General features: G+C 37.2%; 21 protein-coding genes. 19 read left to right on the forward strand and 2 right to left on the reverse strand.

The window, feature by feature from the left end; translation table 11 throughout:
• The first annotated feature begins 93 nt into the window (after window positions 1-93).
• The 15 genes from mazE to ABDZ53_RS09185 all read left to right on the forward strand — a co-directional run bounded on the left by mazE (window position 94) and on the right by ABDZ53_RS09185 (window position 18,272).
• Complete coding sequence (gene mazE / locus ABDZ53_RS09115) at window positions 94-315, forward strand: type II toxin-antitoxin system PemI/MazE family antitoxin (protein ID WP_343755760.1); 222 nt, start codon at window positions 94-96, stop codon at window positions 313-315.
• A gap of 162 nt (window positions 316-477) precedes the next feature.
• Window positions 478-666 (forward strand): hypothetical protein, encoded by a 189-nt coding sequence (locus tag ABDZ53_RS09120; protein WP_343755762.1) that lies wholly within the window; start codon window positions 478-480, stop codon window positions 664-666.
• A gap of 132 nt (window positions 667-798) precedes the next feature.
• Window positions 799-1,650, forward strand: a complete 852-nt coding sequence (locus ABDZ53_RS09125; RefSeq protein WP_343755764.1) for a formylglycine-generating enzyme family protein — start codon at window positions 799-801, stop codon at window positions 1,648-1,650.
• Window positions 1,651-1,987: 337 nt separating this feature from the next.
• Window positions 1,988-2,764, forward strand: a complete 777-nt coding sequence (locus ABDZ53_RS09130; RefSeq protein WP_343755767.1) for a response regulator transcription factor — start codon at window positions 1,988-1,990, stop codon at window positions 2,762-2,764.
• Window positions 2,765-2,766: 2 nt separating this feature from the next.
• Window positions 2,767-5,418, forward strand: coding sequence for a sensor histidine kinase (locus ABDZ53_RS09135; protein WP_343755769.1), 2,652 nt, complete (start codon window positions 2,767-2,769; stop codon window positions 5,416-5,418).
• Window positions 5,419-5,760: 342 nt separating this feature from the next.
• The gene (locus ABDZ53_RS09140) at window positions 5,761-6,741 is read left to right on the forward strand and encodes an ABC transporter permease (protein ID WP_343755772.1); all 981 of its coding nucleotides are present in this window, start codon (window positions 5,761-5,763) and stop codon (window positions 6,739-6,741) included.
• Window positions 6,742-6,756: 15 nt separating this feature from the next.
• Window positions 6,757-7,671 (forward strand): carbohydrate ABC transporter permease, encoded by a 915-nt coding sequence (locus ABDZ53_RS09145; protein WP_343755774.1) that lies wholly within the window; start codon window positions 6,757-6,759, stop codon window positions 7,669-7,671.
• Window positions 7,672-7,716: 45 nt separating this feature from the next.
• Entirely contained in the window at window positions 7,717-9,426 is a 1,710-nt protein-coding gene (locus ABDZ53_RS09150) for a type 2 periplasmic-binding domain-containing protein (protein ID WP_343755776.1), read from the forward strand.
• A 63-nt stretch (window positions 9,427-9,489) separates the two neighbouring features.
• Window positions 9,490-10,836, forward strand: coding sequence for a sialidase family protein (locus ABDZ53_RS09155; protein WP_343755779.1), 1,347 nt, complete (start codon window positions 9,490-9,492; stop codon window positions 10,834-10,836).
• A gap of 24 nt (window positions 10,837-10,860) precedes the next feature.
• On the forward strand, window positions 10,861-11,550 hold the full coding sequence (locus tag ABDZ53_RS09160) for a YesL family protein (RefSeq protein WP_343755781.1): 690 nt from the start codon (window positions 10,861-10,863) through the stop codon (window positions 11,548-11,550).
• A gap of 90 nt (window positions 11,551-11,640) precedes the next feature.
• The gene (locus ABDZ53_RS09165) at window positions 11,641-12,342 is read left to right on the forward strand and encodes an N-acetylmannosamine-6-phosphate 2-epimerase (RefSeq protein WP_343755783.1); all 702 of its coding nucleotides are present in this window, start codon (window positions 11,641-11,643) and stop codon (window positions 12,340-12,342) included.
• Between the two features lie 20 nt (window positions 12,343-12,362).
• On the forward strand, window positions 12,363-13,277 hold the full coding sequence (locus tag ABDZ53_RS09170) for a dihydrodipicolinate synthase family protein (RefSeq protein ID WP_343755785.1): 915 nt from the start codon (window positions 12,363-12,365) through the stop codon (window positions 13,275-13,277).
• 27 nt (window positions 13,278-13,304) lie between these two features.
• On the forward strand, window positions 13,305-14,192 hold the full coding sequence (locus ABDZ53_RS09175; RefSeq protein WP_343755787.1) for an ROK family protein: 888 nt from the start codon (window positions 13,305-13,307) through the stop codon (window positions 14,190-14,192).
• Window positions 14,193-14,224: 32 nt separating this feature from the next.
• Complete coding sequence (gene lacZ, locus ABDZ53_RS09180) at window positions 14,225-17,329, forward strand: beta-galactosidase, LacZ type (RefSeq protein WP_343755789.1); 3,105 nt, start codon at window positions 14,225-14,227, stop codon at window positions 17,327-17,329.
• A 259-nt stretch (window positions 17,330-17,588) separates the two neighbouring features.
• Window positions 17,589-18,272 (forward strand): nuclease-related domain-containing protein, encoded by a 684-nt coding sequence (locus ABDZ53_RS09185; RefSeq protein ID WP_343755791.1) that lies wholly within the window; start codon window positions 17,589-17,591, stop codon window positions 18,270-18,272.
• A gap of 57 nt (window positions 18,273-18,329) precedes the next feature.
• Here the strand turns inward: ABDZ53_RS09185 and ABDZ53_RS09190 are convergent, their stop codons facing one another.
• Entirely contained in the window at window positions 18,330-19,025 is a 696-nt protein-coding gene (locus tag ABDZ53_RS09190) for a class A sortase (RefSeq protein WP_343755793.1), read from the reverse strand.
• 112 nt (window positions 19,026-19,137) lie between these two features.
• The gene (locus ABDZ53_RS09195; RefSeq protein WP_343755795.1) at window positions 19,138-20,238 is read right to left on the reverse strand and encodes a CdaR family transcriptional regulator; all 1,101 of its coding nucleotides are present in this window, start codon (window positions 20,236-20,238) and stop codon (window positions 19,138-19,140) included.
• A gap of 146 nt (window positions 20,239-20,384) precedes the next feature.
• Here ABDZ53_RS09195 and ABDZ53_RS09200 point away from each other — a divergent pair, with 146 nt between their 5' ends.
• The 4 genes from ABDZ53_RS09200 to ABDZ53_RS09215 all read left to right on the forward strand — a co-directional run bounded on the left by ABDZ53_RS09200 (window position 20,385) and on the right by ABDZ53_RS09215 (window position 24,449).
• Complete coding sequence (locus ABDZ53_RS09200) at window positions 20,385-21,650, forward strand: GntP family permease (protein WP_343755797.1); 1,266 nt, start codon at window positions 20,385-20,387, stop codon at window positions 21,648-21,650.
• A 27-nt stretch (window positions 21,651-21,677) separates the two neighbouring features.
• On the forward strand, window positions 21,678-22,817 hold the full coding sequence (locus ABDZ53_RS09205; RefSeq protein WP_343755800.1) for a glycerate kinase: 1,140 nt from the start codon (window positions 21,678-21,680) through the stop codon (window positions 22,815-22,817).
• A 555-nt stretch (window positions 22,818-23,372) separates the two neighbouring features.
• Window positions 23,373-24,071 carry a type III PLP-dependent enzyme domain-containing protein gene (locus tag ABDZ53_RS09210; RefSeq protein WP_343755802.1) on the forward strand — a complete coding sequence of 233 codons (699 nt, stop codon included), beginning with the start codon at window positions 23,373-23,375 and terminating at the stop codon, window positions 24,069-24,071.
• 15 nt (window positions 24,072-24,086) lie between these two features.
• Window positions 24,087-24,449 (forward strand): type III PLP-dependent enzyme domain-containing protein, encoded by a 363-nt coding sequence (locus ABDZ53_RS09215; RefSeq protein WP_343755804.1) that lies wholly within the window; start codon window positions 24,087-24,089, stop codon window positions 24,447-24,449.
• Window positions 24,450-24,653: the final 204 nt, after the last annotated feature.

Raw genomic sequence — 24,653 nt, forward strand, 5'->3', positions numbered from 1 at the left:
TTGAGGGACAGCATCCTACAGTTAATAGTGAAGGGTGCTTACTGAGTTATTTGCAGGGAAAGGGATAAACGATAGAAAGGAGAAGACTTGTCCATGGCTAAATTACGTAAACAAGGGAGTTCTGTAGTCATCACCATCCCAGCTGCTGTAGTAAAGAATTTGGACCTAGATAGTGAATACAGTGTGAAATTGGATGACAATGGAACAATTACATTTATTCCTAAGCTTATAAATCCATTTCTACATGGGCAACCTGGGGAGTTTTATGAAAAAGATCTCTGGGAAGATATGAAACCAGGAGGAAATGAGATATAGTAAGCAAGACTGCTACATCATTTCTAGGCAAAGGAGATATCATTTAAACTGATTTTGATCAATCAACAGAGCTTAATAGTCTTAAAAAAGACTAGTCTAGTCAAAAGTATATATTTTGTTGTTAAAAAGAAAACTTTTTTCTATGGAGTAGATATAGTATGTGTGACGAAAGGGAAGGAAGGCGCACTTATAAGGTGGTCTTCCACTTACTATAATCTGAGCGCACCGCTAATTCAAACCAATAATCCGGCGGGATCAGGAGATGCTACTATCGATAGTTCCGCTGTTTCTAATTACAAGGATATATCTATTGAAGAGAGTTTTGGAACAGCAATGACGATGGGGTTTTAAATGCTATGCATGAAAGAACCGGCTATATTGATACGGCCGTTTTCTAGAAATATACAAAAATAGTGGAGTAGAGTATTAAAGAGCTAGTTAGACAAGGTAAATGATTGGAGTTATACTAAGGTAAAAGATTTTATGTGTTCCATCCCTTCTGGTGATTTTACAATGGGAGATGCGGAAGGAGTAGGTTATCCAGCGGATAGAGAAAAACCTCAAGTGAAATTGAGTATGCCTGCTTTTGAAATGGATCAAACCACAGTCACTATTCAGCAGTTCAAAGACTTTGTTGAAGACACAGGCTATATCACCGATGCAGAAAAGTACGGGTGGTCTTATGTCTTTCATCTGTTATTGCCAGAAGAAGAAAGAGACAAACACCCAGTATTGCCCCGAACCACATGGTGGAGAGCGGTTGAAGGGGCTTATTGGAAGAAACCTGAAGGTCTTCATTCCACTATTGAAGACAAGCTCAATCATCCTGTCACTCATGTATCGAGAAACGATGCAATGGCTTACTGCAAGTGGGCAGGAAAAAGGTTGCCTACAGAAGCTGAATGGGAGTATGCCGCTAGGAGTGGTTATGAAAACAACCTTTATCCGTGGGGGAACGAGCTGGTTATAGAAAGGGAACACCAATGTAATATATGGCAAGGGAAATTCCCTGTTGAAAATACGAAAGAAGATGGATACTTAGGAACGGCTCCTGTTAAGACGTTTAAACCAAACGGTTATGGATTATATCAGATGGCTGGAAATGTATGGGAATGGTGTTTAAATCCTGCCTCCATCTCATTAAGTGAATTTCAGTCCAAAGAGGCTGATTATTATTTGACTAATTACAGCAAAGACTCTGACGATGAATTTGACACAAGAGGGGGCTCTTTTCTATGCCATTCCTCTTACTGCAATAGGTACCGAGTTTCAGCTCGACATAAGTCCTCTGCGGCTTCATCTACTAGTAACCTTGGATTTAGATGTGTGAAGTGAAAATATAGTCTATCATTTTTAAGAATGAAGGAGAAAGAGAAAGATGGAAATGATGGAATCCATATAAATTAAGACTAGGTAAAAGAATAATGTTAGAGTGATTTAACCCACGCTATGGATTATGAAAAAGTGTTTTCATTAAGAAAATAAACAGCTATCGTCAAAGACAATTGACGATAGCTGTTTTTAAAAACGCTTTTTCATGCTAAACTAGCTAAGGAATCATACAAATTCTTTTTTTTGGGTGTCTAAAGACATCAAATAAGAATAGATGTGTGTTAGAAACTTAAATTGTACACGTTTACCAATGTCTTTAAAAGATTAAAGGAGTAAGAGAATGTATAAATGTATTATCGTAGATGACGAAAAAAATATACGTGAACGCTTAGCTCAATTATTCCCTTGGGATGACTATAGTTATGAAGTGGTAGGAACAGCTCCAGACGGACTGGTTGCTCTTGAATTAGCGGAAGAGCATAAACCAGACTTGGTTTTTACTGATATTAAGATGCCGAATATGGATGGTCTACAACTAATCGAAAAATTAAATCGGTTCTTTCCTGAAACTGAGGTCGTTATATTAAGTGCACACAGTGATTTTGAATTAGCTCAGAAAGCGATAGGCTATAATGTCAAAGGGTATTTACTCAAACCCATTATGAAAAATGACTTCAGAGATATAATGGAAAAAATTGTCAATAAAGAGAAAAAAGAAACAATTGATAAAGATAATACTGAATTTTCAAAGTCTGCTCCATCAGTTAATCCTAAATTAGAGTCTTCTGTAAAAGAAAATGAGTATATCACATTTGCTAAAAATTATGTTTATGCTCATTATCATGAGAACATTTCGATTAAAACCATTGCTAATGAATTATTTATTCATGAATCTTATTTCAGCACCTTATTTAATGAACAGGTCGGGGAGAGTTTTACTTCCTTTGTAAATGAAGTGCGTATCGAGAAAGCGAAAAGCTTATTGAAGTATTCAGATTATCAATTAAAAGATATCGCCTCAAAAGTAGGGTTTAGCACGCCATCGTATTTCAATAAGGTCTTTAAGCAAATCGTCGGAGAAAGTCCATCCAGCTTTAGGAAAAAGAATGGAAGTTAATGATGCAAAAGAAAAATCTATTTAAAAAATTAAAGATGAAAAGATTACAGACATACTTGATTGTTTTCTCCATAGGAATCAGTCTAATCAGTACGATACTACTAGTTACTTTTTTAAATAATCAAGTGAATGATTTTAAGGAAGCAGAATACACTGAAGCAGGACAACGGACTCTAAATCAATCTATCGACTCTATTCAGAGAGAACTGAGTAATGTTCATTCCCTTATGCAGTCGTCACAAAACAATGATGTTATCCTTTCTCATTTAACAGTACTTGATGGAGATCAATCAACACCAATCGAAAAATACTACTCTTATGAGCAATTAAGAAATTATCTGTTTTTATTAAATACAGAAAACAACATTATAGAAGATATTTTGATTATCACTTCGAATAATCAATATAGCTCTTCAGGAAATGCGGCGAATTATGCTTGGAACGGTATTGAGTTAGATAATAATTTAAGCCCAGAAACGCTTTATACTCAAGGTTTGTTTCTTGAACATGCTGTGTTCGAAGGAAATGAAAGTATAGAAAAAGATTCATATTTAGAAGGAAAATTGTTTTTTGCTACGAACATTTATAATTTAGAAGATGAGCACAAGGGAACGATTCTTTTTATTATAGATAATAGTTTGCTTGTGGGTAATCTACTTGCTCCAGACAACTATCAGCTTAGCTATGGTGATGATTTAATTTACAAAGGGAAAGCTTTTAAAGAGGCAGAAAACGAAGAAAATAAAAATCTTTTACAAGGAAATATTCATCCATTTGGTATAGAGGTCACCTACACTCTTTCTTACGATGAAATAAGCAATCTTCCTTCTTTTATACTGGTTTTCTTACTAATTATAGTCTTTGTTTATTTTCTATCCTACATTTTGTCTAAATATGTAGCAAACACTGCCTTACAACCTATTTATAGTTTACTGCAATGGATTCAAAGTCAAGATAAGAAGAATGAGGGGTTCAAATATGAACACTCACCACGTCGTAGCCGATTAAGTTTTAGAGACCGGTTGTTCAGTTATTTTTTACTCACAATTCTTTTACCTTTACTGTTGATTACAGGTGTGTATTATTTTAGAACATCTCAAACCGTTTTAAATGAAATGATGGATTTAAAAGCCTCTGAACATGAGAGTAAAGCAGCCCTAATCAACTCTGAAATCGATAGAATACGAACAGTATTGGCTAATCATGTGATTAATCCAGAGTTGATGAGAGAACTATATATCCAACAAGAGTGGGGAACAGCTACACCCCAATATATATCGACTTCAACTGTAGGCAGTGTATCGGTTTATAATCAGACCGGAGAATTATGGTTTTCCTCTTCTGACTACGCTCACGAGACGATAAGAGAATTGACTATCCTTAACGAGGACAGTCAATCCCGTTATCTCTTTGGTATGACTCGTCATCCACTGGGTCAGGAAATGTTATCTGTTGGACTTCCTTTTTTGAGAACACATGATTTGTTTGAAGGAAAAGGAAAAGTAATTGTAACGATTGATAGTCATTTCTTTAGCGATTTACCTTTAGTAGAAATGATTGAAAGTGAAGTTTTATCGATTGAAGATAGCGTGTATTGGGATATTAATGAAGGGAGTTTTCTTAGCCAAAAGGAAAATGGCTGGGATACAAGTGGCATACATGAATTTCAGTCTGATTTAAATATTGATGGGTGGGTATATACCTCTCTCTTGAATGCAGACGCGATTCAGTCAGATATTGCAGGTATATTTTTAAGAAACGCTTATATTTATTTTATAGCGATTATTATCTTATTTGTTTTATCTTATATTTTAACTGGAAAAATCATCAAACCATTTAGTGATATCGCTACCTTTTCGAAAAAATACGATCATGAAGCATTAGATCCAGATTACCAAACAGCGATTAACGGTGTGGATGAAATTTACGAGTTAAGAAAGAATTTTAATGAGAGTATTATTATGTTAAACAAGATAATGGAAGAAAAAGTAGAGATGCATAATTACGCTCTTAGAGAAGAATACGAGAAAAAAGAAATACAGTTATTAGCATTGCAAAATCAAGTAAACCCTCATTTCTTATATAATTCTCTTGAAAACTTGTTATTTTTAGTCGAAATGGAAAAAACTGATCGAGCTGTTAATATGATTAGTTCCTTAACTCGATTCTTTCAGTTTGTGACGAATAGAGAATCTATGCATGTCCCTATTCGTGAAGAAATAGAGTTTACACAGAATTATCTTGAAATCATGAAAGAGCGTTTTGATAATTTCGATGTAGAGTGGGATGTGGATGATACTGTTCTTGATTTAGAAGTGATTAAGTTAATACTCCAACCTATTGTGGAAAATACCATTCATCACGGTGTGAGGCATACTGATAAGTTAATTCACCTCTATATAAAAATAAAGCAAGTCAATGACACGATTCAATTTATGGTAGCAGATAATGCGTCAGGAATTGAAAGAGAGAGATTAGACGATATACAGAAACAGTTGGATGAGTCCACGTTCAGTAAATCAGGAATCTATAACATCAATGACCGCTTAAACCTATATTATGGAGATAAGTATGATCTCACCATTAATAGTATTTTACATGAAGGAACAAAAGTAACCATTACGATTCCACTAGATAGTCCCGTACACTATTAAATCGAATATAAACTCAGCTATACAGGCCAATGAATCCGAAGTGTGTGTCGAATTCATAAGTATGAGCTGAGTTTTTTTATACTTATTTTTCAAGTCAATGGGAAAGAATGCAATAAATTTTAATAACTTATGTCAAAATATTTTATAAATGACCTAAATTTATTACAAGAGCATTTAAATAAATTGAAACTATAAAAAAACGCTTCCGATATAATTGGTATTAAGCGGTTGCGGAAAACGCTTCAACAATGTGTAATCGTTTTACACTATTGTGAGAAAGACAAAGGGGAATGTGTAGTGAAGAGATTACAAAATACAATTAAGAAAGGATGCGTTTAATCAATGAGAGAAGCAGTTAAGACAGGAGCAGTGATGGACGAAGTAAGTGATTCGCCTAAAGATAAAAGAAGAATGAAATCTGAGAACTTTAAAAGAAAATTAAAAAGGAACTGGCCATTCTTACTTATGTTAGCAATCCCGTTGACATTTCTTGCTATTTTTAGTTACGGACCGATGTATGGGTTACTAGTTGCCTTTAAGAATTATTCTCCAGGATTAGGAATTTGGGGAAGTCCTTGGAACAATTTCGCTCACTTCGAAAGAATGTTTTCTGATTTTACATTCACACGAGCACTGAAGAATACGATAATCATCAGTCTGTTAAAATTAGTGTTTTCATTTCCTGCCTCTATCCTATTAGCGCTTTTACTGAACGAAGTAAAAAATATGAAATTCAAAAAGATTACTCAAGTCATTTCATATTTACCTTATTTTATGTCGTGGGTCATAGTAGCTTCAATGGTTATCGAAGTGTTCTCACCACAAAGAGGTATCGTTAATGCCATCATCAATATGTTTGGCGGAGAACCGATTCACTTTCTATCTAGCAGAACCTGGTTTGTACCGATTCTAATCGCTTCAGACATCTGGAAAGAAATTGGTTACGGTGCGATTATTTATTTGGCAGCCATGACTGGAGTCAATCCATCATTATATGAAGCAGCAGATTTAGATGGTGCAACACGTATTCAAAAAATGAGGAATGTAACGATCCCAACTATTATGCCGATTATTTTGACCATGTTCTTATTAAGATTAGGAACCATTCTAAATGCCGGTTTTGACCAGATCTTAAACTTATATAATCCATCCGTATATGGTGTAGCAGATATTATCGATACGTATGTTTACCGAGTCGGGTTAATCGATTTTAACTTTGATTATGCGACAGCAGTAGGATTATTTAAGAATATTATTGGTTTAGTATTAATTGTTGGTTCTAACTGGTTAGTTAAGAAAAAGACAGATATGAATGTCTTGTAGGAAGGAGAAGTATAAATGGAAAACACACTAAATAAACCTAAGAAGAAACGAAAGTTTTTTGAAGGCTATACGCTATTCGATTACGTGGTTATTATTCTACTAACCTTGCTTTCTATAGTGATTATTTATCCTTTCTGGAACCAGATTGTACTGTCTTTCAGTCATTCATCTACAACGACAAGTTTAGGAGTCAGTCTCTGGCCGGAACAATGGTCATTAGAAGCGTATCAATTTATCTTTAGTTACGGAGATGTTGGTTTAGCCTATCTTAACACGATTATTAGAACTGTTTTAGGGACTCTTCTCATTACAGGTGTAACGATATTGGCAGCGTATCCTCTTTCACGAGATGACTTGCCATTTCGAGGCGTATTCATGGGCTTGTTTTTAGTGGCTATGTTTATGCAGGGTGGAATGATTCCTGATTATTTAATTGTCAGAGAATTGGGGCTTTTAAACACACGAATGGCACTTATCTTGCCTAGAGCGTTAAATGTCATGTTCATTATCATTATGAGAAACTTTTTCAAAAGTATAAGTCCAGAGATTGAAGAATCCGCAACGATGGATGGAGCAACACCGTTTCAGATTCTTTATAAAATTATCTTACCTTTATCCAAACCTATTGTTGTAACCATTGCTATGTGGGCAGCTGTTTACCACTGGAACGAGTGGTTCCATGCTCAAGTCTATATTCAGGACAGTTCATTAGATGTTCTTCAAACAATGGTGCGTCAAATGCTCATTGATGTCGACCCATCTCGTATGCAAAACCAGGTATCAGGAGTGGGTGGACAAGCAGCTGAACTGCTTCTAACTAACGTACGAGCTGCAACGGTCATGGTATCTATTGGACCCATTATTTTAGTTTATCCCTTTGCTCAAAAGTATTTCATTAAAGGGTTACAACTGGGAGCAGTTAAAGGATAATAATCACTCATTGATAAGAAATAAATTTAATTAGGAGAGAATAAAATGTTTAACAAGAAAAGATTAATTAGAGCTTCCCTTGTCTTACCTACATTAGCAGTGTTAGCTGCTTGTGGTGACGGAGGTGGATCAGCAGAAGAAGCGGAAGTTGATATGACGGAATTACCAGAGGCTGGTGATTTTTCTGAAACAATAGATTTGCATCTGTCTGGTTCTCTTACGCAAGGCAATATTGAAGACGGTAACTATGTTCAAGAACGTTTAGAGGAAGAATTTAATGTCAACATTGAAAACACACATGTTGATACATGGGATTCAAATGAACAGTCCATTATGATTGCATCGGGTGATTTGCCTGATACATTCGCCTTCACAGGGAATGATATGACTCCAAACGAGTTATACAATAACGGATTGATTCGTCCTATTCCTAGAGAAATGATTGAAGAATATGCCCCATTATATACTGAAATGCTCAATGAAACAGATGATGGATTAGGTTGGGACATGTTTAAACATCCTGAAAACGACGATGCATACTTGGCCTTGGTAGGGATTCAAAACCATACGCAAGGGATATTATGGGCTCCTACACTTCGTTTAGACTGGATGGAAAATTTAGGATTAGACATACCTGATGATATTGAACCTATTGGAGAAGACGATGGCTATGAGAGGATTTATAGAACAGAACATTCTTATACCATTGAAGAATTAGAAGAAATCTTACGTGCTTTCTCAGAAGGTGATCCAGATGGAAATGGATCAAATGACACTTATGGTCTAATGCCATTTAATGACAACTTGAACTGGAGCTTGACCTTAATGGGAGCATTCGGAATTACTCCAGAATATAACTTTGAAGAAAACGGTGAACTAACTCACCCAATGATTTCTGAGAGATACAAAGATTATTTACTGACATTAGCTAGTTGGTATGAAGATGGTCTAATTGACCCAGAATGGACAACGTTAAGCGAGCGAACAGCTTGGGAGAAATTCCAAACGGGAGCAGCCGGATACTTTATTGCTCAACGTGCGTATTTAGCACAAGAAACGTGGACACAAGGAAGAGCGCCTCATAATGTCTTGCATCAAGATGAAGACGCTAAATTGTTAGTAACAGGATCCGAGATTGGACCTGAAGGACACAAAGGACAGCCAGCTTATACACCTGTTACTTTACTCAGTGACGATGATCAAATGTTCATTTCTGCAGATGTGACAGATGAGCAATTAGCCCGTTATCTACAAATGTTTGACTTCATGAACCACTCTGATGAAGGAGTATGGACTGTTTATGGTGAACCAGGAGAGCACTCAGACTGGGCAGGTGAAGAAGGAGAATCGACACTCATAGTACGTGATGAGTATACGCGAGAAGAAGGCGACACTGGATTCTGGGCCTACAATTTTAGAACATACCCAGGTAACCGTGTTCTATGGTTAAATACAATGGAAACGAACCAGTTAATGGAAGATTACTTTGCAGTAGATGAAGTAGTAGAAGAAAACGCGATTCAACCTCACCGTTATGACTTATTTAACGAAACAGATGAAGCGGATGTCATGGCTAGATATGGAGCACAACTGAGAACCATTGAAGAAGAATTCAGAATGAATGGAATCACAGGTGTCATCGATATTGAAAATGATTGGGACGATTATGTTAACACATGGTTAAACAATGGGGGACAAGAATTATTAGATGAATTAGAAAAAGCCCCATTAGTTGAAGATATATTAGGGCAATAAAGCTTAAAAGGAGACAATAGTGTATTGTCTCCTTTTTATACAGTTGGAGGAGAAATAACAAAGATGAAAGAATTAAAGGCACACAAACAAGATTTATTTACACCAGGATTAAATGGCTCAAAGGCTTACCGTATTCCGACCTTGTTGACGACAGATGAAGGAACCGTGATCGCCGCAAACGATGCGAGAATTGTAGATCAAAGAGATAATCCGAATAAAATCAATATTACCATTCGAAGAAGTTTTGACAATGGACAAACTTGGGGAGATTTACAAACAGTTGTGGAGTTTCCTGGAGATGACCTATCCAGTCCTGCAGCTATTGATTCTTCATTATTACAAGATGAAGAAACAGGAACCATCTGGTTACTGTATTCGCATACGCCAGGAGGCATTGGACTATGGAACAGTGAAGAAGGAGTTGGGTTTGACGAAAATGGAGACCGACTACTCTTTGACTGGCAAAAAGCGCGTTATGTTTTAAAAGATGATGGCAGTGTTTTAAATGCGAAAGGTGAAAAAACAGAGTATACAGTTAATGAAAAAGGTTATGTGACTAAAGGAAATAAAACGGTCGGGCATATATATGAAAAGTTTGATGAACTTAATCAAGACTTACTCTATGAATCACCCACAACCTTTCTTCAGGTCATCAAAAGTGAAGACGACGGAGAAACGTGGTCTAAACCGATGGAACTAAACACTCAGGTGAAAGAAGAATGGATGCGTTTCTTAGGGACAGGGCCAGGAATTGGAATTCAACTAAAAAAGGGAGAACATAAAGGACGTTTAGTTTATCCCGTTTACTTCTCAAATTCTGTTCGTTTCATGTCCTGTACAGTAATTTATAGTGACGATAATGGAGCAACATGGAAGAGGGCAGACTCGCCAAATGATAATCGTACGATTACACTTGAATCTAACTCTGCGAAAGATCTAGGTGTGTCCGCGAGAAATCACGAATTAACAGAATCACAAGTTGTTGAATTATCTGATGGCACATTAGCTCTTTATATGCGGAATCATTTTGGTAATGGCCAAATAGCTCGAGCTGTGAGTCATGACGGTGGAGTGACTTGGGAAAACTTTGAATTCGTTGAAGAATTACTTAATCCAGTCTGTCAAGTGAGTGTCATCAACTACACGCAGGAATCGGATGAACAAGACACATTGATTTTCTGCGGACCACGTTCTGAAACAGAAAGAGAAAATGGGGTGGTCCTTCTCAGTGAAGATGGCGGGAAAACGTGGCCACATGCTAAAGTATTAGAATCTGGTTCATTCGTGTACTCTTGTCTAACTGTTTTAGAAAACGGAGAAATAGGCGTCTTATATGAAACAGAATGTGATGATGAAGGAAGAATCAAGTCTGTTTACGCCTCCTTTACATTGGATGATTTGAAAGCCTAAAAAACAAGAAAGAAAGGGATTATTATGCAAGGATTATTTCATAAAGATAGTAAGTTAATGAAACTCATGACGTGGTTTGCTGATATGGCACATATTCAGTTACTTTGGATCGTTTTCACACTAGTAGGTTTAGTATTCGGAGGATTTTTCCCGGCTACAGTTTCCATGTTTGCCTTGATACGAAAAAGGATACAGTCAGGGGATGGGTTTTCGTTTAATAAAGAATTCTGGGCACATTATAAAAAAAATCTCGTAAAAGCTAATTTGCTGGGTTACAGCATTCTCGCTATGAGTCTATTGTTAGGACTCCACTATCAGTATTCCTTGAATGTTCAAGGTTCCTTATCTTTCCTGTTTACTCTGAGCTCGTTAGGATTATGGTTAATCTTTTTATTAGTTGTTCTCTATATAGTCCCAACTTATGTTCATTTTGATATTAAAAATGTTCAAGTTATTAAGCATGCTTTTATAATGGTTATCTCAACTCCCTTACATGCTGTAGGGATGGCTGGACTGTGCTACCTCTTTTACTTGAGTGCACGTGTCGTTCCAGTATTAGTTCCCTTTGTAAGTGTTGGCGTATTAGCCTATGGGATTATGAGACTAGCTAACCATGCTTTTAAGTCTGTTGATGATGTTGCTGAAAAAGAAGGGCAAAGAAAAAATAAAAAAGAGACGTCTTATTCAGAGTTATCTACTGAAAATAAATCATAACTAACAGTGATTCTTAGTAGTCTTTGAGTTATAGATTACTAAGAATTTCTATTATCTGATTATTAACTATTCAACGAAAGGAAAGTTAGAGTGAAAAATAATCATGAACTTATACAATCACTAAAAAACGAATTAATTGTTTCCTGTCAAGCTCTTCCTGGTGAACCCCTCTATAAAGAAGAGGGTGGAGTCATGGTTTTAATGGCTCAGGCTGCTATCGAAGCAGGTGCTGCTGGGATTCGGGCACAAGGGGTAACAGACATTAAACAGATTAAAGATGCTTTTGACATACCGGTAATCGGAATAATCAAAAGGGAGTACCCATCATTCGATTCTTATATCACAGTGACGATGAAAGAAGTGGACGAGCTAGTTGAAGCGGGCAGTGATATTATTGCGATGGATGCCACGTTTGCCAAACGTGGAGATGGAAAGACAATCAATGGCTTCTTCAAAGAGGTCAAAGAAAAATATCCTGACCAGTTATTTATGGCAGACATATCAACGTTAGAAGAAGGGCTCAATGCCGCTGAGATTGGTTTTGATTTAATAGGAACAACGATGAACGGCTATACGGAAGAAACGAAAGAACAGACAGATGTCAATTTCCAGTTAATGAAAGATTTAGTGGAGCAAACGGATCGATTCATAGTAGCTGAAGGAAAATTGCACTATCCAGAACAACTAAAGAAAGCTTTTGAAACAGGGATTCATACTGCTGTAGTCGGAGGCGCTATTACCCGACCTTTAGATATTGCCAAACGGTTCATCCATGCACTACCAAATAATTAAACAGTTAGGAAGAGATTTTAATGAGTAGATTAGACAAATATAGAGGAATTATTCCCGCATTTTACGCTTGCTATAACGAAGAAGGAGAAATCGATCCTGAACGCATTCAAACTTTAGCGAGACATTATGCCAAAGTAGGAGTTAAAGGGTTATATGTTGGAGGCAGTTCTGGTGAGTGTATTTATCAGACAGTTGAAGAAAGAAAACTTGTTTTAGAAAATGTTGTAGAAGCTGTGGGAGATGAATTAACTATTATTGCACACGTTGCAGCCCCATCTACCCGCCACAGTATTGAACTAGCTAAACATGCTGAATCTGTAGGAGCAGATGCCCTTGCTGCTATTCCTCCCATTTATTTTGTTCTTCCAGAAGATGCGATAGAAGACTACTGGACACAGATGATGGAAGCAACCGATTTGGATTTTATTATTTATAATATTCCGCAAACAACAGGGTATGCTTTATCAGCAGATTTATACAAAAAAATGATGGCGAAAGACCAAGTTATTGGTGTCAAGAACTCGTCTATGCCAGTACAAGATATTTATGAATTTAAGCAAGCAGCCTCAAAAGACTCCGTTATATTTAACGGACCAGATGAACAGTACGTTGCAGGTCGTTTGATGGGTGCAGATAGTGGAATCGGTGGTACATACGGAGTCATGCCTGAGTTGTTTTTAAAAGCAGATGAAGCCGTTCAAAACAGTGACTTTGAATTAGCTCAAAAGATCCAGTACCGTATCAATGATGTTATTTTTGAAATCGTTAAAAGTGATGCCCACTTATATGACATTATCAAGTCTGTTCTTTCTTTAGAAGGCATTGAAATTGGATCCGTTCGTTCACCTTTACCGCGAGTAACTGAAAAAGATGAAGAGAGAATTAAAAAGGTTCATAAGATGATTTCGGATGCAAAAGCAGAGTTTGTACAATAAGGAAATGGATTAATGGAGGTGCTTTGTATGATAGCTTTATTGGACATTGGAGGGACCCAGATTAAGTACGGTGTCTTCAATGAAATGACCCAAAAACTTACACCCCTGGGGAAATTAGATACAGGTACTTCTGATGAAGACTTTTTCCTGCTCAATCGGATTCACCAAGTCATTAATGAAATAAAAAAGAGGGAATCCATAAATGGTATTGCTATTTCTACCGCGGGTATCATTGATCCGGTAGCGGGAAAGGTTCTGCATGCGAATGGAAATATCCCAAACTTTATTGGAACACCTATAAAAGACGAACTTGAAAAAGTATACGGTGTTCCCTGTTCTGTTGAAAATGATGTCAACTGTGCCTTGTTAGGAGAATTGCACTTTGGGGAATTAAACACTATTAACAATGCACTTATGTTAACAATTGGGACTGGTGTGGGAGGAAGTGTCTATATAAATGGACAAATATTTCACGGTAGTTCTTTCAGTGCGGGCGAAGTAGGTTACTCTTACTTAGGAGATGATAATATAGAAACCGTTGCCTCAGCCAGAGCACTAGTCGATAAAGTTAAACAACGCGTTAATAAAGAAGATATTGACGGCCACTGGGTTTTCCAAGAAGCACAGAAAGGCAATCAGATATGCATAGAGGAAATAGATAGTTTCGTTCAGAATATCGTTAAAATTATAATTAATAATGTGAGCGTATTGAATCCTGAAGTCGTTATTTTAGGTGGCGGTATTATGGAACAAAAAGAGTACCTATCAGAAAAGATTAATGAGAGGTTTAAACTTTACCAAAATGCTTATGTTCGAAAAAGAACACAAATCCATTTTGCATCTTTAGGAAATCAAGCTGGTATGCTGGGAGCCTATATTCATTTTAAGAATCAATTAGAAACAGTACGGTCCTAAATCGGAATTATTTGAAAAGGAGTTAGTAATCAATGCAAAAACCACAGAAATTCTCTTATACTCCTCCTGAGAATGGCTATCCGGAGTGGAATAATAATCCGGAAATATTTGAGTTAAATCGACGCGAAGCGAGTACTACATCGTTTCCCTTTGAATCTATTAAACAAGCAAAAGAGTCTGCTTATCTTGACTCTCCCTTTGTGCGATCATTAAATGGGGACTGGCAATTCAAGTGGGTTAAGCAACCTGAACAACGGGATAAGGATTTTTTTAAAGCTGATTATAATACGGAAAGTTGGGATACCATACCCGTACCTAGTCATTGGCAGTTTGAAGGCTATGATTACCCACAGTATACCAACACAACGTATCCATGGGTGGAACACGATGATATTGAACCACCATTTGCTCCTACCAACTATAACCCTGTAGGGCAATATGTTAGAACCTTCACTCTTGATAATGAATGGGCAGATAGTCCTCTGTTTCTTCACTTTGCTGGGGTAGAGGCTGTTTACTATGTATGGGTGAATGGAGACTTAGTCGGTTATAGTGAAGATACTTTTACAGCTTCAGAATTTGATTTGTCCCCATATGTAAAAGAAGGAGAAAATAAACTAGCTGTTGAAGTCTACCGCTGGGCAGATACCAGTTGGCTAGAAGATCAGGATTTCTGGCGATTAAGCGGGATATTCAGAGATGTTATTCTATACCGTACGCCACTTGTACACATTAAAGATTTTAAAGTTCAAACGGTATTGGATGATGAGTATACTGATGCAGAATTACGTGTAACAACTGAAACAGAAAATTTATTCAAGGTGGACTTTAAAGGAAAAGTAGAGATTGAGCTTCATGATGAAGAGGGAGAAGTTGTAGTGACAGAACAACACCTTGTCACTGATGATGATTCTGTTCAAACCTTTTCTCAAACAGTCAGCAATCCTAAGAAATGGAGTGCCGAACACCCCAACCTCTATACTTTGTTTATTACTTTAAAGGATGATAATGATGAAGTTTTAGAAGTACAACGCAGTAAGGTTGGTTTTAGAACCTTTGAATTAAAAGACGGGTTAATGACAATCAATGGTGAACGTATTGTCTTTAAAGGTGTCAACCGTCATGAATGGGATGCCGAGAGAGGGAGAGCTGTCACAAAAGAAGATATGGAGAAGGATGTTATTTTGATGAAACAATTTAACATCAACTCTGTCAGAACCTCTCATTATCCGAACCATCCGTACTTTTATGAATTATGTGACCGTTACGGCCTTTACGTCATCGATGAGATGAACTTAGAATCACATGGCACGTGGTATTATGGTCAAAAAGAATTAGAAGACAGAAATGTACCCGGCAGTAAGCCAATTTGGACAGCTAATGTATTAGACCGTGCCAAATCAATGTATGAGCGGGATAAAAATCATCCAAGTATCATAATATGGTCACTTGGCAACGAATCATTTGGTGGGGACAACTTCTTAAAACTCTATGATTACTTCAAAGAAACGGATCCTACTCGTTTAGTCCATTATGAAGGGGTCTTCCATTACCGAAAATCTGAAGCTGCTTCTGACATTGAAAGTACTATGTACATCCCACCTAAAGATGTCGAAAAGTATGCTCTAGAAGCAACTGAAGAATCGAAGCCTTACATCATTTGTGAATTTTCACATGCTATGGGTAACTCTTTAGGTAACTTTTATCAGTATACTGAGTTATTTGATAAGTATCCTATATTACAGGGAGCATTCATATGGGACTGGAAAGACCAAGCGATTGCTCGAACTTCTGAAGAAGGTAAATCTTATTTAGCATATGGAGGAGACTTTGGAGAGTCACCGCATGATGGAAACTTTTCAGGAGATGGCGTTATTTTTGGGGATGGAACAGTCAGTCCAAAATTATATGAAGTGAAAAAATCTTATCAGAATGTCGAATTTAAAGTATCAGATTTCACAAAAGGAAAAGTTGAGATAAGTAATAAAAATCTATTTGATGATTTATCAGCTTACACTTTAAATTGGTCTGTTGAAAAGAATGGAAAAGTGATAGATAAAGGAAGTTTAGAAAGTTTAGAAATCGATCCTTTAACGAAGGAAACAATCCAATTGCCATTCAATAAATATGAAAAGAAGTCTGCTGAAGACAGTCTCTATTTGACCTTGTCATTAGTAACAAGAAAAGATACATTATGGGCAGAAGCTGGACATGAGATTGCTTTCGAACAGACGCCTGTTCCAGCAGTAGTTAAACTGACAGAAACTGAAAACTCCCTTTCTAAATGGGAAGTTAGAGAAGAAGATACTCTCTTATATGTTGAGTCAAATAATCATGCTTATGGATTTGCTAAGGCAACTGGTCTGTTAACATCGGTAAAAATAGATGGAACTGAATTGTTACTAGCAGCCATGGAACCAAACTTCTGGAGAGCCTATACGGACAACGACTTTGGAAGCTGGTTTAATGATAAGAGTAAAGTGTGGAGAAATGCTAATGAACATAGAGAGCTAGATGCTTTTGAAGTTGTCAAGCTATCGCATGCTATGAAAGTTAAAACTCACTTTATATATCCTGAATTACATGGATTGAAAGTATCGTTACAGTTCACATTCGAAGAAAATGGAGAAGTAACAGTACTTTATAACTTAATTCCTCACAAGCCTTTACCAGATATTCCTGAAGTAGGTGTGAGATTAGCTTTAGATGAATCTTACGATCAGCTTCGTTGGTTAGGAAAAGGACCATTTGAGACGTATATGGATAGACAAACGGGAGCAAAAGTCGGCTTGCATGAGAGCACTGTTTCTGAGCAATTCATTCCGTATTTAAGGCCTCAAGAGCACGGAAACCATGTAGGTACGAAGTGGCTTGAAATCAAAAATGAAAACAACATAGGATTGAAAGTAAGCGGTCATGGCGATTTAGAATTTAATGCTTCGGAATTTACTTTCGAAGAATTGGAAGCTGTAGATTATGCTTATAAATTAAGTGAGTCAGATAAAACAATTTTACGTATTAATTTAGCTCAAACAGGTGTAGGTGGAGATGACAGCTGGGGTCAGGAAACTCATCCTGAATTTAGACTACCTGGTACGCATCCTTATACCTTTGCATTTAGTTTAAGAATGATATAAATTTCAAAATTATAAAGAAAGCTTAGGACTTCGGACCTAGGCTTTTTTTTCGTTCAACAGATTACTAATTGATGCTAAATCTGAAATGACAGATTAAATGATTAAAGCTCAATCCAGGTTCCTTTAAATTCGATGTAAAGTCTGTTGCTAATTTCTTAGTACAATTTTAGCATTTCGCTTATATCTCCTTTAGAAGAACCGATAATAAGTAGTGAAATGCAAGACAGTCACACTAATTTGTATAAAGGAGATGAAAGATATGGTGATAATCTTTTTAATCTTTATAATGATCTTATTTATTATGCTTCCCATGTATTTGAAGTTTAATGAATCAAACTATACAGTTGCCAGTGGAAATAGTTTTTTGAAGACAGTATTTGATAAAGGGAATTACGGGGAATTTTTAACGTATTACACCTTGGAACAATTGCCTATACCTAAGAAGTTGTTATCTAATGCATACATACCTAAAGAGGATGGCAGCACGTCAGAGGTTGATTTAATCATGCTGGCTGAAACGGGCATATATGTCTTTGAATCTAAGAATTATAGTGGATGGATATTTGGGAATGAAAAGTATAAACAATGGACTCAGACGATGCCAAATGGGCAGAAATTTAAATTTTTCAATCCAGTCTGGCAAAATAATGCTCATATCAATGCAATAAAGAAATACTCAGGATTAACTGATAGAGATTTATTTCAATCCTACATCATCTTCAGTGAGCGCTGTACCCTAAAAGATATTACGATCCATTCTCCCCGCATCAAAGTGATGAAAAGAAATAGGCTTCATTCTATTATAAAACAAGATATAATGGAATCTGAAAAAGTCCTATCATTGCAAGAAGTATTGACGCTTTTCAACCAGTTAAACAAACATACTCTAGCGGATGAACAAACTAAAAGAGCGCATATAGAACGTGTAAAATTAAAGAGTTGAAAGCTAAAAGCAGACCCAATCGGATCTGCTTTTTTGTTGAACTTTGTTTGATAGAATTTAGAAATGATTCATTGCTACACCAGCTTCAGAGTATGGATGTGTTCCAACTAATTCTCCTAATACAAAATAACGATCGCCTGTATTTACATCATCAACATAAAAACAATTCATTAAAGACACAATAGCATTCCCATGTTCTTCAGCCAATTGATCTTCAATCATTTCTACTGCAGTAGGGGGAACAATTAACGTGTCATATACGTCGTATTCATATATCATCTCTTTATCATTCAATAAGATTTTATCCCCAATGTTCAATTCTTCTAGTCTGCCAAATAATTGACCACTATGAGTATAGTGCCCTGCCAGAGAATAGTTACTTTTCCCCATCGTCTGATTCTCTTTCATTGTCCCAACCCCAGCATTTAAAATCTGATTTGTAATCCCTTTAAAAATTGTCAACTGTACATCAATACTAGGAATAACGATTTGTCCTAAAACTAGATTGCTATCGAGATTAGCAGGATCAAAAAAAGTATCGGTTGGACTGATGTCATCAATGGCTGAAAAGTCAAATTCAGCTTCTGATTCCACATTACTTCGTAGTTGATTGGAGTCAAGAGTATGATACATGTCATCGACTCTAGTGACATGGTTATTGATATTATATTCTGCCATTTTTGGAAGAGAAAGCATGACTATCCCAATTACGATGAATAAAAGACCTATTAAAGTTACTATCCGACGTTTCATATTTAGTCTCCTCACTAAATATATTCTGAAAACCTTGAATCTTCATACATCTAGTGTAATTGAAAAAAATAAAATTACAACTTGTGTTACTGAGGCAACAACATATAATCTTTCATTTATCATTCAATAAAAAAGCTAAATAAAGACGTACATAGTCATTTAGTACTTTCGGATCGTATCCAGTGTACGTGTAAATTTTATTCAGTTTATATTGAAAAGAGTTTTTATGGATAAATAAATGTTCGGCGCTTCTAGACAAACTCTTATTAAATTCACCGTAAGTCAGCAGCACTTTTTTAAGTTCTACATACTCCGTTTCTGGAATACCCGATAAGATTTTATCTATAAAAGGTCTTTTGTTCTTTTTGGACAGGTGGGAGTATAGCAGTCCTAAATCCATGTCATTATATTCAAGTAATCCCTTTTTATCATAAGAGATATTCCAGCTGAGTGCATCACGAGCGTGCTGAAAGGCTTGGCTGGCCTCATCTTCTGAAAAGCTTAATGAGCTTACTCCAAAATAAAAAGGCGATTTGAAAGCAGAGCTTATTTTTTTGCCTAAAGAATCCAGTGTCTTTGAGACTGCTTGGGCATTACTATCTTGTATGAGTAGAAACAGCTGATTATTAAGTATGGTGTATTTATATTGGGAAGTATGAAAGAACTCTTGATCCAGTAGGGTATAGAGATCCTCATAGCGAAAAGATCCTTCCCAATCTAATTGCCCAACTGCTGAAATATGTGGTCTTGAATAATCATAACTGAAAACATCTGGCTCCTCAAAAGATGAAGGGGCCGTATGATAGGTAAGGAGTTTTTCAATGATATACCTTGATTGATTTCTTTTCTGCAGAGTAATATTTTTCAGAAAGTCTTCTTTAATCAAAATTTCAGTCATCTTCTTAATGATTTCTCCATTTTTCATGACCTTTTCCTTTTCACCAGTGATTCCTATAACTCCAATGACTTCTTTTTCAAATGTGATGGGCATATTGATTCCTTTTTTGCTGCCAGTGAACTGATTGTTACATTCAATCACTAGAGGCTGTCTTGTTTTTAAGACCGTTTCTGCACCTCCGTGAAAATTCCCGATTCGAGAAGAATCTGTGCTGGCAATGATGATGGCTTGACTGTTCATGAAGTTAATCTCCTGAGAAAGAACAATTTTCATCTGTGAGACGATTTCTTGAGCAATAGTAGCGGAAATTTCCATTTTAAACCTCCTATATGGATTCATCTCTTATTATATTTGGTCTGCAGGACAAAAACAATGCTCAATAAATTAGTCTTGAAGATATAGTAAACGGATTCACTAAAGAGTAAGATTAGCTTACAACAGATACATAAGGAGGAAGAAAATTGGATATACAAGTAACTGCTTTAGGAGCCGTAATTGGACTCATTATTGCAATCGCTTTAATTTTTATAAAAACACCATCTGTTTACGGGTTGTTAGTTGGTGCTTTAGCTGGAGGATTAATTGGTGGAGCGAGTTTAAGTGATACAATCACCTTGATGATCGGAGGAGCTCAAGGGATGATGACGGCCATTTTGCGTATTTTAGCAGCCGGTATATTAGCTGGTGTCCTCATCGAAACAGGAGCGGCTGAATCCATCGCACGCACTATCATTTCAAAAATTGGGGAAACGCGAGCCTTGTTTGCTTTAGCGTTAGCCACTTTGATTCTAACCGCTGTAGGGGTATTTATCGATATTGCCGTTATTACCGTTGCCCCAATTGCTTTGATTATTGCCAAGAATGCCAAGTTAAGTAAAACGTCTATTTTACTTGCTATGATTGGTGGAGGAAAAGCCGGTAACATCATGTCACCAAATCCTAACACAATTGCTGTATCAGATGCGTTTGGGACACCTTTGACTTCAGTGATGCTAGCAGGAGTGATTCCTGGGATTTTCGCTTTATTTGTTACTTACTTTTTAGCTAAACGCTTAACGAACAAAGGGGTAGAAGTGGCGCTGGAAGATGTGGATACGGATGAACTGACAGATAAGGAATTACCTAGCTTTATAACAGCCTTATCCGGACCGATTGTAGCCGTTCTTTTACTTTCACTCAGACCTGTGTTTGATATTGTCATTGACCCTATGGTTGCCTTACCTTTAGGGGGAATCGCCGGTTCACTCATTATGGGTAAATTCAAAGGAATTATCGATCAAGCGTCCTTTGGATTAAGTAAAATGTCTAACGTCGCTGTTCTTTTAATCGGAACAGGTTTAATTGCTGGAATTATTTCAAATTCCACATTAGGCGATGTCCTAGTTAATTTCATTGCCAATATTGGCTTGCCAGAATATTTACTTGCTCCATTTGCCGGGATTATGATGTCTGCCGCTACGGCTTCAACCACGTCAGGATCCATTGTCGCGAGCTCTGTATTTAGTACAACGCTTATGGAGTCTGGTGTGTCGGCTATTGCTGGTGCCGCTATGATTCATGCAGGCGCAACCGTTTTAGACCACTTGCCACACGGTAGTTTTTACCATGCAACCGGTGGAAGTGTCATGATGAGTTTTAAAGATAGATTGAAAGTCATTCCTTATGAATCATTAGTCGGACTCGTTATTACGATCATTTCCGTGATCATTTTCGGACTATTTGGATAAAACAGAAAGAAGAGAAAGGATAAGATTATGAAAATTGTTATCGCACCTGATTCATTTAAAGAAAGCATGACGGCTCTGGAGGCTGCCACAGCCATTGAAGAAGGCTTTAAAAAAATCCTGCCCAATGAAGAGTACGTGAAAATACCCATGGCTGATGGAGGAGAAGGAACGGTCCAATCTATCAGTGATGCGACTGGGGGAACCATTAAAGAATTATTCGTTACAGGTCCCTTAGGAGAAAAAGTCTCTTCCTTTTATGGCTTGTCCGGTGATAAAAAACTTGCTGTGATAGAAATGGCTGCGTCATCTGGTTTGGATAAAGTAGAGACGAGTCAACGCAATCCTTTAAACACAACCACTTATGGTTTTGGAGAACTCATTCAAGATGCCTTAGAAGAAGGGGTAGAAGACATTCTCTTAGGTATTGGAGGCAGTGCGACGAACGATGGGGGAGCCGGTATGATTATGGCTCTTGGAGGACAGCTTTTAACAAAAGACGGGGAGCCTATTGAACCGACTGGCAGAGGTCTAGCTGACTTGGACACCATTGATGTATCAGGCATGCATCCTCGTCTCAAAGAAGTCTCTATCAAAGTAGCGTGTGATGTAGACAATCCGCTAACGGGGTTAAATGGAGCGTCACACATTTATGGCCCTCAAAAAGGAGCAACGCCAGAGATAATCGAACAATTGGATATTAATTTGACTCATTTTGCTCGTCTGGTTCAAGATCAGCTTGGGAAAGATATTGATTCTTTACCCGGTGCCGGTGCAGCTGGTGGATTGGGTGGCGGCTTGCTTGGTTTCTTAGACGCCGAACTCCAAAGAGGCGGCGACTTGATGGTCGATATTTTAAATCTGGATGCAGCGATACGTGATGCCGATTTAGTGATAACAGGTGAGGGAGGCATTAACCACCAAACACAATTCGGAAAAACACCGATTGCCGTTTCTCGAGTCGGAAAAGAACATGGTGTCCCAACGATTGCCTTAGCTGGCTGTTTGAACGAAGGCTATGAGTCTATCTACGACGAAGGCATTATTTCAACATTCAGTATCATTCCTGAGTTTACCTCTTTAGAAGAAGCTTTAAAAAATGGCTACCGCAATTTAAAAGCTGTTTCCATGAACGTCGCTGCCATTGTGAAAGCAGCTCAAAACTTATAATTAAAATAAGGAGGAAGTCTTTAGGGGCTTTCTCTTTTTAGATATTTACATGTCTAACTCAGCTGCCTTTCACTCACTCCGGGCTGATTATTTGTGAATAGGTGTTGTAATCGGTTTAGAGTTGTGCTACTTTAAAATTAATAAATCGAATGCCTGCAACAAAAGGAATCTATTCTTTTCATCTCCATTTATTTCATCTGTTACATCCACTGCCTTTCCTTCTAATCTTGACTATCTTTTTATCACCTGAGTTTTCCCCCTTATTATTCGATTAAAATTACCCCCACCTTAAAAATACTATGCACATTTTTACTATATCCTATACTCCATTTCTTACACTACTATTTTCCAAATGAACCTTTTCTTTCATCTGTCTATTCACATTGCGTCTTTTATTACCCCACATATCTCCAAGCACCTTTCATAGATTCTACCTAGACCCATTTCTAAACTTTGCATTTAAATACACCTATAGAACTCATCTCATCTAAAGGAGGTTATTTGTTGAGTACATGTTTGTCCTAAATGAACAACGAGAGAGAAGGGGAGAAGAACATGCAAACACCATACTTTTTAATAGATCAAGATCAGTTAGAAACGAATCTTTCTGAGTTTAAGCACGCTTTACAGGCGATCTGGCCCTATTCACATATTGCTTATTCGGTCAAAACCAATTCTTTGCCTTGGGTATTAGACTATTTAAGAAAACAGGGTGTTCTGGCTGAAGTCGTATCAGATGAGGAGTTCGCATTATCTCAATTGTCCGGTTATTCAGAAAACGAAATTGTATTTAATGGCCCCATAAAAGGAGAAGCGGCTTTTTTAAAGGCAGTTCAAAAAGGCTCACTAGTTAATATTGATTCCCAAAATGAGCTGGATTACTTCAGGAGACACTGTCAGGAACACAAGGAAACCATAGGACTGCGCATTAACGTAGATACCACTCTTTTTGACAGTCAGGACGTAGGGTATCGAGAAGAAGGGTTCCGATTCGGATTTTCAGAAGCTAATGGAGAGTTAGCTCAAGCGCTTGACCTAATCCGATTCAATCAATCGTCGAATAGAATCGGGCTTCATTTTCATTGTAATAGTGTCACGAGAAGTGTCCGAGTGTATCAGGAGATTGCCCGTTATGCCAAATATATTATAAGAAAATATACTATCAATCCATCCTTTATAGATATTGGCGGAGGCTTTTTCGGAGGAGTGGAGGGCAAGCCTACAGCGAGTGATTACATTCAGGCAGTGAAATAGGTATTGGAAGAAGTAGTGGATACTGAATCAACCCGACTGATAGTGGAACCGGGGTCAGCGATTATCGGTTCAGCTGTAGAGTTTCATACGTCAGTACTGGACAGTAAAGATACGAGCCAATCATCGATTGTGACAACGGATGGCAGTCGGATAAACATTGATCCGCTTTGGGCTAAAGACCACTATACTTACCGAGTTGAAAGACAAAAAGAGGAGAAAAAAACAGTAGAGAAACAAGTCATATGTGGCTACACCTGCATGGATCACGACCGAATCATGACTCTTTCAGAAGAACAGAAGCTGGTCAGAGGAGATAGAATCATCTACGAAAAAGTCGGTGCTTACAGAACTATCAAGCGTGAAAGCCCACGGTTTTAATCGTGGGATGAGAGCGTACATTGAGATAAATGTCTGATTGTTTTGTCTTCTTTTTCTTTTAAAAATAAGTGTACCTTTCTCTAGCCTTTCCGTTGACGGAGTGATATACTAAAGTTAACGAAAAGAACACACGTTTGTATTCGTGATAGAGGTGAAGCGAGTGAAAAAAGAACAGACAAAGTCCTGTGTTAAAGTACTCAAAGT

The organism is Alkalibacterium iburiense, assembly GCF_039521845.1.
Taxonomy (GTDB): Bacteria; Bacillota; Bacilli; order Lactobacillales; family Carnobacteriaceae_A; genus Alkalibacterium; species Alkalibacterium iburiense.